Annotated in this window: 14 protein-coding genes; 1 reads left to right on the top strand and 13 read right to left on the bottom strand. The window is 45.2% G+C overall.

The window, feature by feature from the left end; translation table 11 throughout:
• Positions 1-180: 180 nt before the first annotated feature.
• From rpsR to IRB79_RS01165, 7 genes are all read right to left on the bottom strand, one after another.
• On the bottom strand, positions 181-420 hold the full coding sequence (gene rpsR / locus IRB79_RS01135; protein ID WP_009332461.1) for a 30S ribosomal protein S18: 240 nt from the start codon (positions 418-420) through the stop codon (positions 181-183).
• 57 nt (positions 421-477) lie between these two features.
• Positions 478-987 carry a single-stranded DNA-binding protein gene (gene ssb, locus IRB79_RS01140; protein WP_243506395.1) on the bottom strand — a complete coding sequence of 170 codons (510 nt, stop codon included), beginning with the start codon at positions 985-987 and terminating at the stop codon, positions 478-480.
• Between the two features lie 37 nt (positions 988-1,024).
• Positions 1,025-1,312, bottom strand: a complete 288-nt coding sequence (gene rpsF, locus IRB79_RS01145; RefSeq protein ID WP_009332474.1) for a 30S ribosomal protein S6 — start codon at positions 1,310-1,312, stop codon at positions 1,025-1,027.
• A 381-nt stretch (positions 1,313-1,693) separates the two neighbouring features.
• The gene (ychF, locus tag IRB79_RS01150; protein ID WP_221877179.1) at positions 1,694-2,794 is read right to left on the bottom strand and encodes a redox-regulated ATPase YchF; all 1,101 of its coding nucleotides are present in this window, start codon (positions 2,792-2,794) and stop codon (positions 1,694-1,696) included.
• Positions 2,795-2,920: 126 nt separating this feature from the next.
• Complete coding sequence (locus IRB79_RS01155; RefSeq protein WP_243506396.1) at positions 2,921-4,927, bottom strand: molybdopterin-dependent oxidoreductase; 2,007 nt, start codon at positions 4,925-4,927, stop codon at positions 2,921-2,923.
• Positions 4,928-4,954: 27 nt separating this feature from the next.
• Positions 4,955-5,152 carry a DUF951 domain-containing protein gene (locus IRB79_RS01160; RefSeq protein ID WP_009332477.1) on the bottom strand — a complete coding sequence of 66 codons (198 nt, stop codon included), beginning with the start codon at positions 5,150-5,152 and terminating at the stop codon, positions 4,955-4,957.
• 2 nt (positions 5,153-5,154) lie between these two features.
• Positions 5,155-6,045, bottom strand: coding sequence for a mechanosensitive ion channel family protein (locus tag IRB79_RS01165; RefSeq protein WP_243506398.1), 891 nt, complete (start codon positions 6,043-6,045; stop codon positions 5,155-5,157).
• Positions 6,046-6,322: 277 nt separating this feature from the next.
• Between IRB79_RS01165 and yyaC the strand changes: the two genes are divergently transcribed.
• A complete protein-coding gene (yyaC, locus tag IRB79_RS01170; protein ID WP_243506399.1) occupies positions 6,323-6,952 on the top strand; it encodes a spore protease YyaC in 630 nt (209 codons plus the stop codon).
• A 425-nt stretch (positions 6,953-7,377) separates the two neighbouring features.
• Here yyaC and IRB79_RS01175 read toward each other — a convergent pair whose 3' ends face one another.
• From IRB79_RS01175 to mnmG, 6 genes are all read right to left on the bottom strand, one after another.
• Positions 7,378-8,091: a DUF554 domain-containing protein gene (locus IRB79_RS01175; RefSeq protein WP_243506401.1), complete on the bottom strand. Its 714-nt coding sequence runs from the start codon at positions 8,089-8,091 to the stop codon at positions 7,378-7,380.
• Positions 8,092-8,214: 123 nt separating this feature from the next.
• Complete coding sequence (locus IRB79_RS01180; protein ID WP_243506402.1) at positions 8,215-9,057, bottom strand: ParB/RepB/Spo0J family partition protein; 843 nt, start codon at positions 9,055-9,057, stop codon at positions 8,215-8,217.
• Positions 9,050-9,811 (bottom strand): ParA family protein, encoded by a 762-nt coding sequence (locus tag IRB79_RS01185; protein ID WP_206841021.1) that lies wholly within the window; start codon positions 9,809-9,811, stop codon positions 9,050-9,052. Before IRB79_RS01185 ends, IRB79_RS01180 begins: the two co-directional genes overlap by 8 nt.
• 213 nt (positions 9,812-10,024) lie before the next feature.
• The gene (gene noc, locus IRB79_RS01190) at positions 10,025-10,906 is read right to left on the bottom strand and encodes a nucleoid occlusion protein (RefSeq protein WP_243506403.1); all 882 of its coding nucleotides are present in this window, start codon (positions 10,904-10,906) and stop codon (positions 10,025-10,027) included.
• Positions 10,907-11,046: 140 nt separating this feature from the next.
• The gene (gene rsmG, locus IRB79_RS01195; RefSeq protein ID WP_243506404.1) at positions 11,047-11,763 is read right to left on the bottom strand and encodes a 16S rRNA (guanine(527)-N(7))-methyltransferase RsmG; all 717 of its coding nucleotides are present in this window, start codon (positions 11,761-11,763) and stop codon (positions 11,047-11,049) included.
• Positions 11,764-11,805: 42 nt separating this feature from the next.
• Complete coding sequence (gene mnmG / locus IRB79_RS01200; RefSeq protein WP_243506405.1) at positions 11,806-13,695, bottom strand: tRNA uridine-5-carboxymethylaminomethyl(34) synthesis enzyme MnmG; 1,890 nt, start codon at positions 13,693-13,695, stop codon at positions 11,806-11,808.
• Positions 13,696-13,731 lie beyond the last annotated feature (36 nt).

The raw sequence follows: 13,731 nt of genomic DNA on the forward strand, positions 1-13,731 counted from the left end.
TTCCAAATAAGACAACTCATAAAGTCTATTGTAGCTAGTATTAAATGCAGGTTCAACCTTCGCGATTTCGGAAGAGGGAATGCCGGCCTTTTCATCAAGTTTGCACTTTAACACAATCCCGTATTAAAGAAGGAATGCATAATAAAAAAGACGCCGGATATCAGCGTCTTTTCATATTAATTATTCACCTGAAACGTATGGCAGTAATGCCATTTGGCGCGCACGCTTAATAGCAATCGTTAATTTACGTTGGTATTTAGCGTTAGTGCCAGTTACACGACGTGGTAAAATCTTACCGCGCTCAGAGATGAATTTTTTAAGAAGATCCACATCTTTGTAGTCGATGTGAGTGATTCCGTTTGCAGTGAAAAAGCAAACCTTACGACGTTTAGCACGTCCTCCTCTGCGTCCTCCAGCCATGGTCAGTTACCTCCTTTAGCTTTATGATTATATATTTCCGTTCATAATCGGGCACTATTAGAATGGCAGGTCGTCATCGGAAATGTCGATTTGGCCGTCATTTGCGAATGGGTCCTGATCCACGCGAGTATAGCCGCCCTGATTACGAATATCCTGGCGTTGATTCTGATTGCTGTTATTTCCAAATGGGAAATCCTGATCTCTTGGACCGCCGTAGTTCGGATTGCCGCCCTGGCCGCCAGAACTATTCTTCGGCTCAAGGAATTGCACACTCTCAGCCTGGACTTCTGTCACGTAAACACGCTTTCCATCCTGGCCTTCATAGCTGCGGGACTGAATCCGGCCATCTACACCTGCAAGACTGCCTTTTTTAAGGAAGTTCGCTACGTTTTCAGCTGGCTTTCTCCATACCACACAGTTGATAAAGTCTGCCTCCCGCTCACCTTGCTGATTCGTAAAAGTACGATTCACGGCAAGAGTGAATGAAGCGACAGGAACTCCGTTCGGGGTATACCGTAAATCAGGATCCTTTGTCAAACGTCCGACAAGAACAACACGGTTCATCATCAGAATCAACTCCTCTCGGTAAAAATGGCTTTATCTATTATTTTTCGTCTTTAACAACGATGTAACGGATGATGTCTTCGCTGATTTTAGCTAAACGAGTGAACTCGTCAACTGCTTTTGCTTCAGCATTAACGTTCATTAGCTGGTAGTAGCCATCGCGGAAATCATTGATTTCGTATGCAAGGCGACGCTTACCCCAATCCTTTGATTCAGAAACCTCCGCACCATTGTCAGTTAAGATTGTGTTGAAACGCTCAACTAGGGCTTTTTTAGCCTCATCTTCAATGTTTGGGCGGATGATGTACATAACTTCGTACTTTCTCATCACTTTCACCTCCTTTTGGTCTAACGGCCCTTCAAAAGGGCAAGGAGCAATATATTCATTACTCACAAGTTGAAATTATAGCACATTAATTATGCAAAAGCAATAACACTAGAGTTAATTGGCAGGTGGAAGATTATTTTGAGAGAGTACCTGTATTTATGTTGGTCTGGAAGGCAAATTTTTTGCAGTCGCCTGCAATATCGGTCACTTTCATCAGTTTTTCGGTCAGATTTCATTTTTATCGGTCACTTTGAAAATATATCGGTCAAACTCCCAGGTTTATCGGCCGCTTATTTCATATATCGGCCACTCCGCGAGAAATTAGCTTCCTAATGCCGGCATACTAAAAAAGAACCCCTAAAAATAGAGGTTCTCAGCAAATTAAACGTTAAAGCGGAAGTGCATGACATCTCCGTCTTTCACAATATATTCTTTTCCTTCGAGGCGGACTTTTCCTGCTTCTTTGGCAGCTGTCATGTTGCCTGCAGCGACAAGGTCGTCATAGGAAACCGTTTCTGCACGGATGAAGCCTTTTTCAAAGTCAGAGTGAATAACTCCCGCACACTGTGGAGCCTTCATGCCTTTGCGGAATGTCCAGGCGCGGACTTCCTGTACGCCGGCAGTGAAGTAAGTTGCCAGTCCAAGCAGATTGTAGGCTGCTCTAATCAGCTGATCAAGGCCGGATTCTTCGATGCCAAGCTCCTGAAGGAACATTTCTTTTTCTTCCCCATCAAGCTCCGCAATTTCAGATTCAATTTTTGCACAGATTACAATTACTTCCGCATTATCCTTTGCGGCAAATTCTTTAACCTGCTGCACATATTCGTTTGAAGAAGGATCTGCTACATCATCTTCGCTTACGTTTGCCACGTAAAGCACAGGTTTAATTGTCAGCAGATGAAGACCTTTTACAAGCTTCATTTGTTCCTCTGTAAACTCAACTGTACGCGCCGGTTTGTCTGCTTCAAACGCTTCTTTTAATTTTTCCAGAATTTCAAGCTCAAACACAGAATCTTTATCTTTCTGCTTAGCCAGCTTGCTCACGCGGCCAATTCGCTTTTCAACCGATTCAAGATCAGCCAGTATCAATTCCAGGTTGATGACTTCAATATCATCGATTGGATCCACTTTCCCTGCAACGTGTGTAATATTGTCATCCGCAAAACAGCGGACAACCTGGCAGATGGCATCTACTTCACGGATATGAGACAGGAATTTATTTCCAAGACCTTCCCCTTTGCTCGCACCCTTTACGATGCCGGCAATATCCGTAAATTCGAAAGCCGTTGGCACAGTCTTTTTCGGCTGAACCAATTCAGTTAATTTATTCAAACGGTGGTCAGGCACTTCAACAATTCCCACATTCGGATCAATTGTACAGAACGGATAGTTCGCAGACTCTGCTCCTGCCTGGGTAATTGCATTAAACAACGTAGACTTTCCGACGTTCGGCAAACCTACAATACCAGCTGTTAAAGCCATCCAAGTCACTCCTCAACTTTAATTCATCTATAAAAAATACGATTGTTTCTCAATTTAAACAAGCCTCTAACAATTATAGATAGTTGCCGGAGAAATGTAAAGAAAAGGTGGCAGGCATCATACCTGTCACCTGCATTTCTCAATATTAACAAGGCAGTCGTACAAAGTACTGCCAAGGCCATTGTCCGATACTCGGCTGGATGTAAGATTATTGACGGGACCGCCGAATTTTGCCCAAATGCCTTCATCGATATTGATGGTATCCGGATGGGCTTTTTTCATAATATGGACAAAGCCCTTCATTTCTCCGCGGTCATTCCACACTTTGACATAATCGTTTTCCTGCAGGCCAAGCTTCTCAGCAATATTATCGGCAATTTCCACCTTTGCCTTTGGCACGGGCTTCAGCAGGTGATAATGCTGCGAATGATTAGAGCGAAGCGGATGAATCGTCAGCAATGTGTAAGGAAACTGCTCAGCACGCTCTTTGTCCGTCCACTTGGTTTCCCGAGGAAGAGCGAGTGTCAGCCTGCTTTCGGAACCCTTTCGGAACGCCGCAGCAGAGGTGAATTCATACTTACCGCTTGGCGTTTTGAACTGCCGGTCTGCCCAGGGCACCGTATCAACCGGGAGCTCCTTATGGTGGGAATTCCTTAAGCTATCCAATGTGATCCCATGCTCTATAAGTGAACCGAGGCCCATGCTGATAAACTCTTCTCTTGTAAAATCGAAATCGGCTCCGAATCCGAGACGCTTAGAAAGCTCAGTCCAAACCCATAAATCAGTCTTCGCTTCGCCTGGCGGTTCAACCAGCTTCGGACCATGATTGACAAAGTGATGGTACATGGAAGAGTAATAGACATCTTCCTGTTCAAAGACTGTGGCAACCGGAAGCACATAGTCAGCCATTTTGGCCGTATCTGTCATAAACTGCTCTAACACAACGACTGTCTCAACAGATGCAAAAGCCTCGCGTACCCTTGATGAGTCAGGCACCTGAGTTAAAGGGTTTCCGCACGTAACGAAAATCATGTTAATCTCAGGATCTTTTGCTGTTAAAATTCCCTCTGCCTGCCGCATCATCGTAAATTGCCTGAAAGCCGTTTTCCGTTTAGGGAGGGTGAGGGTTGCCCCATCAAAGCTTTGCCCAACCTGCCTGTTGGCATAGTTTGCGCCCCCGCCCGGAATGCCGATATTTCCGCTCACGGCAATTAATGCATCCATCAGCCGGATCGTGTTCCCGCCGTTTTCATAGCGCTGCATGCCCAGGCCAAAGAAAGTGGAAACAGGGCGGTCCCCATACACCATCGCAAGCTCGGTCATCACCACTGCAGGTACTTCCGTTTTCTCTGCCACTTCCTCAAGTGTCACACTGCTCAGCAGTTCATTCAGATCTTCAAAACCAATAGAATACTTATCTATGAAACTTCTATCTTCTAATCCCAGACGGAGCATTTCCTTCATGATGCCGGCCGCAAGCCAGCCATCCATCCCCGGCTTAATGGAAAAATAGCGGTCCGCCATTTTAGCCGTCGCATTAAAAATCGGATCGATCACATACAGCTTGGCACCTTGCCTCTTTGCTTCCTGCAGCTTTTGATACAGGTGCATATTGGTGCGCGCGACATTTCTGCCCCAGACAACAATATGTTTGCTGTTTAAAATATCTTCAGGCCCGTGGCTATACGCATCTCCGAAATCCCAGCTCTGAGCCTCGATGCCGGCTCCCCAGCAGATGGATCCCTTCAGCTCAGTTACTCCGCCATAACAGTTAAAAAAGCGCTGACCCAGATTCGTCAGCAAGCCTCCATTGGCATAATCATGGCTGTGCAGGACCGAAGTGGTGCCAGCCGTTTCTTTTAGCTCTTTCATTTTCAGGGAAATATCGTGCAAAGCCTGCTCCCATGAAATTTGCACAAATTCTCCATCCACCTTTTTCAGCGGATGAAGGAGGCGCTCCGGAGAATTGGTCCTGCTTTCAAGCATTCTGCCGCGGCCGCAAATTTTCCCTTTTGTTATTGGATGGTCCTGATCACCATCTACCTTTGTCACCTTACCGTCTTCAACTGTTACATGAAAGCCGCAGCTGTCCCAGCAGTTAAGGGGACAGGCTGACTTGAATGTATCCGCCAAAACCCTCATCTCCCCGTAATTATCTCTTTATCCCTCATGCTTAACAAGAATTTTCTTCATTTTGCGGGCGAATTCCCTTCTTGGAATCATCACGCTGTGGCCGCAGCCTTCGCACTTAATGCGGATATCTGCTCCCATTCGGATGATCTTCCATTTGTTGACCCCGCATGGATGAGGCTTTTTCATTTCCACCACATCGTGTAGATCAAATTCTTTTTGCTCCATGTTTATCCCTCCGCATTCAGTTTTGGGTTATCCTGTTCATTCCGCGTATACATCACAAGACGAGGGAACGGAATTTCAATGCCATGCTCATCTAAGCAAAGCTTAATTTCCTTCCGCAGCTGCCGTGCAATATAAAAGTGCCTCATGGGCAGCGTTTCTGAAACCACACGCAGCACCACATCCGAAGCAGCAAGATTTTGGATGCCGAGAATTTCCGGCGGCTTGACCATATCCTCATATTTTTCCGGAAGCTTTTCGAATAATTCCTGAAGAACACTTTCAGCTTTCACAATATCGCCTTCATAAGCAATACTGACATCCACAAAGGCCACACTATTATTAATGGAAAAATTGGTCACCTGCATAATGCTTCCGTTCGGAAGGATATGAACTTCTCCCGTCCAGTTTTTAATCTTTGTCGTCCGCAATCCGATTTCTTCTACCGTTCCTTCAAATTGATCAATCCGGATATAATCCCCCACCGAGAACTGATCTTCAAAAATGATGAAAAACCCGGTGATGATGTCCTTTACAAGACTTTGTGCGCCAAACCCAACAGCCAATCCGACGATTCCGGCACCGGCCAAAAGGGCTTTTACATCAATCGTCAGCACCGATAATATCATGATCGCCGCAACGAAAAACACCACATATGTAAGCATATTCTCCAGCAGCTTCAGAAGGGTAGCTTCCCTTCGCTCTGAAATTCGGAGCCTGGACGGCGTCCTCACTTTAAATATATTGCGGATCGCCAGCTTGCCAATCCTGATCAGAATGCTCGTAACGATCAAAATCGCAATAATTTTAAAGATGCCTTCCCCGATGGTTATCCACGTTTCTTCATTAGAAATTTTATCTATCATACTGTGAATCAATTTTTCAATAGGACTCATGGTTTCACCTGCTTTACTTTAGTGAAAATAAGAAGTACAGCACCAACTTCTTTAGCTTGTATGAAATTATACTGCATCTTGCCTCTCAGTGCGAATCCCTCTGTAAAACAAAATAATTTTATCAATTTTTCTCATGACTTTACAGTTATAAACTCGATTGTTTAACGATTAAATAATACAGGTATGTATAGATTACACAAAATTTCCGTATACTGTTAAAAACGTATAAATACTTGTTTTTCGGGCATGGCAAGGAATAAAGAGGGAGTGGACCTATATGAACTTCAAACCAAACTTGTTTGACAAAAAAGGCGGGGCTTCTGCCAGAATCTCGCATGAAGAAACAAACTCTGCTGAAAAATTGGCTGCTGAACTGAAGAATATTCTGCCTGCAGGAATCAGCTGCCGTCCCATCGTTTTTGTCTGCATTGGCACAGACCGCTCTACAGGCGATTCATTAGGTCCGCTGGTCGGCACACTCCTCGAGGAAAAATCCATTTCATCTTTCCATGTATACGGAACACTGGAAGACCCGATCCATGCCGTAAACCTGGAAGAAAAACTGAACGAAATCAAAAAGAAGCATTTTAATCCCTTTATCATCGGGATCGACGCCTGCCTGGGCCGCTTAAAAAGCGTCGGAGTCATCCAAATCGGAGAAGGTCCCGTCAAGCCTGGCGCCGGAGTCAATAAAGACCTGCCGGAAGTAGGGGACATGCACATAACCGGCATCGTCAACGTCAGCGGATTTATGGAATTCTTCGTCCTCCAGAACACAAGACTCAACCTCGTCCTGAAAATGGCCAAAATCATCTCGGGCGGCATCTATGAAGCAAGCCTGACCCACCAGACAGCGCCAGCATGGCCTGCATTCAAGTGGGAACTGAACCGTGAACAAACACCTTAATGAATAGGAAAGCCGCGGGGAATTGGGCCTGCGGCTTTTTTGGTTAGCTAGGGGATGGGAGGGGGATTGCGTTGTTGGTACATCTCTTCTCGCTGTTCTGACAGGGTTTCGTGCTGATAGTGTAAGTTTATGCGCTATATGAAGTTGCTTTTTGCACTCTCAACTTTTCGCACTCTTATAACAGATTTTCGCGCTGATTCGGTAGGTTATGCGCTATCAAATGATGTTTTTGCGCTTTTATCAGGGCTATGCGCTGTAAACACGGATTTTCGCGCTGTTATTTCTATTTTATGCGCTCCTGGAGCCCGCTTTCGCGTCAATTTCATTAGTTTATGCGCTGCGCACAGAAAATTCACAGGCGCTGCACACATTAATTCCCCTGCACACGCTTCCCACCACCGCACCAACAACTAAATCCCCATCACTTAAAAATAAATCCCATAAAAGTAAACAACCGACACAATAACCCCCGTAACCACAATTCCAGGAAGCAGGTTCGCAACCCTGATCTTCGTAATTCCTGTCAAATTCAGACCAATCGCAAAGATCATGATTCCGCCTGTCGCGGTCATTTCCTTGATAAAGCTGTCCATAAGAAGCTGGGGGACAAACCGGTCGATTTGGGTGGCAAAAAGGGCAATGAGTCCTTCATAGAGCATGACCGGAAAAGCAGAAAAGAGTACACCAATCCCTAATGTAGTCGTTAAGATGAGGGAGGTGAAGCCGTCAATAATCGATTTGGTATAAAGAACCGAGTGATCGCCGCGGATGCCGCTGTCGAGCGCGCCGATAATGGCCATAGCACCAATGACAAAGATAAGCGTAGCCGTTACGAAGCCCTGGGAAATGCTGCCCTGGCCTTTTGAGCCGATTTTTCTTTCGAGCCAATCGCCAAGTTGGTTCAGCTTATCTTCGAGAGCAAAGTATTCCCCGATAACCGCCCCGAAAACAAGGCTTAAAATCACAACCAGGAAATTCTCGCTTTTCAAGCCCATTTGCAGGCCGAGCACCATGACAGCCAGGCCGATCGCATGCATCACCGTGCCCTTCATGCTTTCAGGAATGCGATGGAGCAATTTCCCAAGCAGTGTTCCTATAATAATCAATAATCCATTCACAAGCGTACCTAGCAAAAACATATTCTTCACCTTATTATTTCGCAATGCGAATTATTTTCTATTAAAATTACCACGAAAGGTACTGACCTACAATCTTTTTTTATGGAATCCTGTAAAAAAATAAACCATCATTAAGATGGCTTACTAATTGGTTTCTAAAAGTTCCATAATGCGTTCCAAATCTTCTTTTGAGAAAAATTCAATCTCTATTTTCCCTTTGTTTTTGGACTGTTTAATATGGACGGTGGTTCCGAATCTTTCTCTAAGAGAGGATTCGCGTTCCTTAATAAAAATATCTTTTGGTGCATTTTGCTTTTTCGTTTCACGTGAAACATCATTCAGCTGCTGAATCAGCTGTTCAAGCTGTCGGACATTTAAGCCGTCTTTAACTGTTTTTTCAACGAGAGCCTGCAGCTTCTCTTTTTTCCGCAGCCCCAATAGCGCTCTGCCATGGCCCATAGAAATTTTGCCTTCCGAGATCAGCCCTTGGATTTTCGGAGGAAGGGACAGAAGCCTTATATGGTTGGCAATATGCGGCCTGCTTTTTCCAAGGCGCTTGGCCAGCTCCTCTTGTGTCACCTTAAGCTTCTCCATTAACAGCTGGTATGCAGCCGCTTCTTCAATGGGAGTTAAGTCTTCACGCTGCAGATTCTCAAGAACAGCGAGCTCCATCATCTGCTGTTCCGTTAATTCCCGTACGACTACAGGAACTCTCTCCAGATTCGCTTCCTTTGCTGCCCGGTAGCGGCGCTCCCCGACTACAATCTCATAGCCTTTGATGCTTTTGCGGACGATTATCGGCTGCAGAATTCCGTGTTCAAGGATGGACTGCTTCAATTCCTCGATGGCTTCCTTCTCAAACACTTTGCGCGGCTGATAAGGGTTTGGACGGATGTCCTTTATTTTTACTTCCTGCACAGTTTCTTCTTTTTCGGTTTCAATATTATTGAAAAAAGCATTCAGACCTTTTCCTAAACCTTTAGCCATTTGAAACCACTTCCTTTGCCAGTTCTAAATATACTTCAGCTCCGCGTGACTTCGGATCATAAGTAATGATAGGTTCTCCATGGCTCGGAGCTTCTCCCAGCCGTACATTGCGGGGAATGATTGTTTTATATACTTTATCCTGAAAATATTTTTTCACTTCTTCAATGACCTGAATGCCAAGATTTGTACGGGCATCAAGCATCGTCAGAAGAACACCTTCAATTTTTAAATCATGATTCAGATGCTTCTGCACAAGGCGGACCGTATTCAGAAGCTGACTCAGACCCTCAAGCGCATAGTACTCACATTGTACTGGTATGATGACGGCATCTGAAGCAGTCAGCGAGTTAATGGTCAGTAATCCAAGGGAAGGAGGACAGTCAATAATAACATAATCAAAATTTGCCTTCACTTCTTCCAGAGCCCTCTTTAATCTTACTTCCCGTGAGATGGTCGGCACCAGTTCAATTTCTGCGCCTGCCAGCTGAATGGTTGCCGGGATAGCGTATAAATTCTCTACAGAAGTTGGCTTTATAACCTTTGATGCTTCCACATCATCAACGAGAACGTCATAGATGCAATGATCGACATCTGCTTTTTCTATGCCGATTCCGCTTGTTGCGTTACCCTGCGGATCAATGTCGACCAGCAGCACTTTCTTGCCTATGTATGCCAGGCATGCGCCAAGATTGACAGAAGTGGTCGTTTTGCCGACTCCGCCTTTCTGGTTCGCAACGGCTAAAATCTTGCCCACGGTGTCACCTGCTTTCATCTATCAGTATTACAATCTATTTATCTGCAAATTTATTAGAATCGTTAAATCACGTAGTCTATTTTATCATGAAAAGCAGGGCAGAATAATTTTTTTGTAAAAAATAAGAAGATTCTAATAGTCTTTTTATCGTTCCTTCAAAAAAAACGCGAAAAACAAAACAGGGAGCTCCCGCTTTATCTCTCGCGTTAAAAATTATTTCTTTTTAGGAATCTTAATTGTGATTTGATAAAATTCATCAAATTCTTCTTCTTCCGAATCAAGATTAATGCCGCTGTCTGAAACCATGGATAATGATTGACGGATCGTGTTGACCGCAATTCTCATATCCTTGCTGAACGCCTTTCGCTTCGGCTTCGGCTTTGGATTTTTCTGTTCGAGAATTTTGACAACCCTGTCCTCTGTCTGCTTCACATTCAGATTCTTCTCCACTATCTCCTGAAGCAGGGCGACCTGCTTCTCCGGGTCTTTCAGAGGGATGAGCGAACGGGCATGCCGCTCTGTGATTGATTTGTTTAATAACGCATCCTGGACAGGCTGCGGCAATTTCAGCAGCCGAAGCTTGTTTGCAACGGTTGACTGGCCTTTTCCAAGGCGCTGTGCCAATGCTTCCTGTGTCAGATTATGCAGTTCTAAAAGTTTTCCGTAGGCAACAGCTTCTTCAATCGGAGACAGTTCTTCCCTTTGAAGGTTTTCAATTAAAGCCACTGAAGCCGTTTCCGTATCACTTAGATTTTTTACGATAGCCGGAGCTTCTTCCCAGCCCAGTTTTTTCATGGCCCGGTATCTGCGTTCACCTGCTATGATTTCAAACTGGCCATCCTCAAATTCCCGTACGACAATCGGCTGGATGATACCATGTGTATGGATGGTCCGAGAAAGCTCTTCTATCTTCTCATCATCAAACACCGTTCTTGGCTGAAAACGGTTGGGGACGATTTGATCAATAGGTATCCTCTTAACTTCTTCTCTGTCGCTTAAGTCTTCAATATCCAATTGTTCTTCTGCTGGTTTTTCCGCTGTAACTTGTTCTCCCTTTTCGCCTAGGCCAAAAAAGCGTGAGAAAGAATGCTTCATCACCCTGCACCACCTTTACGAAACTCCCTATAACATATTCTCTATCATCATGACAAATCCTGCCGGACAGGAGCAATATTAATATCTGGAAAAATCGATTAGTTTACACCATTATGTCATACAATGGCAATTTGCGCACCCTATTCAATTGGTGTTTTATTGGGTGTCCCCGGCTTCCGCGGGTACTTTTTAGGAGTGCTCTTTTCTTTTTTAATGATTAATATATTGCGCTCACTCTCTTCCTCAGGCAAGGTGAACGTGTGGGAAGCCACGAGTTTTCCGCCAAGTACCGAGATGGCCTTTTTGCCGGCATCCAGTTCTTCTTTTGCACTGGCACCCTTCATTGCCACAAATGTGCCTCCTGTTTTTGCCAGAGGCAGACAAAGTTCACTCAAAACGGACATTCTGGCAACAGCCCTTGCTGTCACAACATCAAAAGACTCGCGGTATTCTTTGTTCTGGCCAAAGGTTTCCGCACGGTCATGGATAAAGCGGACATTCTCAAGCTCCAGCTTCTTCGCCAAATGCTCCAGAAACCCAATGCGTTTATTCAGCGAGTCAACGATCGTAATATGTAAACCCGGAAAAGCAATTTTAATCGGTATACTTGGAAAACCGGCACCAGCACCGACATCACAAACCTTTAACGGCTGGTTGAAATCAAAGTAAAAAGCAGCGCTTATCGAGTCATAAAAATGCTTGAGATAAACATCTTCCTTTTCCGTGATGGCTGTTAAATTCATTTTTTCATTCCATTCCACCAGTGTGGAATAGTATGTGTCATATTGATGCAATTGCTGTGGCGAAAGGGCAATCCCCTTCGCCGCCAGCATTTCTGTAAATTGTTCGGTATTCATTTATAAATCCTTTCGGTTCTCAGACATGATCGGATTTTCCCTTTACTCCGCTGAAACTCTTGCGATTCTGCCCTGTTCTAAATAAACAAGCAAAATAGAGATATCGGCAGGGTTTACACCGGAAATCCGTGAAGCCTGCGCGAGAGATAGCGGCCTTACTTCCTTCAGCTTTTGTCTTGCTTCAGAAGCCAGTCCGTTAATATCATCATAATCGATGTTTTCAGGGATCTTCTTGTTCTCCATCTTCTTCAGTCGCTCTACCTGCTGCAGTGACTTTTCAATATAGCCTTCATACTTGATCTGGATTTCCACCTGTTCGGTTACATCCGCATCAAGCGTGCTCTCAGCTGGAACTAGCTGCTGGATATGCTCATACGTCATTTCCGGACGCTTCAGCAAATCAGATGCGCGGATGCCATCTTTCAGCCCGCTTCCGCCCTGGCTTTTAATCAGCTCCTGCACATCAGAAGTCGGCTTGATGATGATGCCTTGCAGACGTGCTTTCTCTTCTTCAATTGCCTGCTTTTTCAGCTGGAATTTTTTATAGCGTTCTTCACTGATCAGCCCAACTTTGCGGCCAAGCTCTGTTAAGCGCAGGTCAGCATTATCATGGCGAAGCAGCAGACGGTATTCCGCTCTTGAAGTCAATAGACGGTAAGGCTCGTTAGTGCCTTTGGTCACAAGGTCATCAATCAGGACGCCAATATAAGCATCTGAACGGCTTAAAATGACTTCTTCCTTATCCAGCGATTTTAATCCGGCATTCATACCTGCCATTAGCCCCTGGCCGGCAGCTTCTTCATAGCCGGATGTCCCGTTAATCTGGCCGGCAGTATAGAGATTTTTAACCTTTTTGGTTTCAAGTGTCGGCCATAATTGTGTAGGTACGATGGAATCATATTCAATCGCATAGCCGGCACGCATCATCTGTACATTTTCAAGTCCGGGAATGGTTCTGAGAATCTTCTGCTGCACATCCTCAGGCAAGCTTGTTGAAAGCCCCTGCACATACACTTCCTGTGTATTGCGGCCTTCAGGCTCCAGGAAGATCTGATGGCGCGGCTTATCATTAAAGCGGACCACTTTATCTTCAATCGACGGGCAATAGCGCGGTCCTGTCCCTTTGATCATACCGGAATACATCGGCGAGCGATGAAGATTATTGTCGATTAATGTGTGCGTTTCTTCATTGGTATACGTCAGCCAGCAAGGAAGCTGGTCCGTAATGTATTTTGTCGTTTCATAGGAAAAAGCTCTCGGCACATCATCGCCAGGCTGGATTTCCGTTTTGCTGTAATCAATGCTGTGGCTGTTGACGCGCGGCGGTGTTCCTGTTTTAAAACGGACCAGATCAAAGCCAAGCTCCTGCAAATGCTCTGAGAGCTTAATGGATGGCTGCTGATTGTTAGGACCGCTGGAGTACTTCAGCTCACCAAGGATGATTTCCCCTCTTAAGAAGGTTCCTGTGGTAATGACTACCGCTTTTGAATGATAAACGGCACCTGTCTGTGTGACAACACCCCTGCATTCTCCATCTTCGACAATCAGCTGTTCAACCATTCCCTGAATAAGCGTCAGGTTTGGTTCATTTTCCAGCGTTTTTTTCATTTCATGCTGATACGTGAATTTATCGGCCTGCGCTCTTAACGCACGGACTGCAGGACCTTTTCCTGTATTAAGCATGCGCATCTGAATATGGGTTTTATCGATGTTCTTGCCCATTTCTCCGCCAAGGGCATCGATTTCCCTCACGACAATCCCTTTAGCAGGACCTCCGACTGAAGGGTTGCAGGGCATAAAGGCTACCATATCCAGGTTGATTGTAATCATTAATGTCTTTGCGCCGAGACGGGCCGAAGCAAGGCCTGCTTCCACACCCGCATGTCCGGCTCCGACTACTATGACATCATAACTTCCAGCTTCATATGTCATGATGCGGCCTCCTTTGCAGCAATCAGAAAAGCACAT

It is taken from the genome of Cytobacillus oceanisediminis, from assembly GCF_022811925.1.
In the GTDB taxonomy this organism is placed as follows: domain Bacteria; phylum Bacillota; class Bacilli; order Bacillales; family Cytobacillaceae; genus Cytobacillus; species Cytobacillus oceanisediminis_D.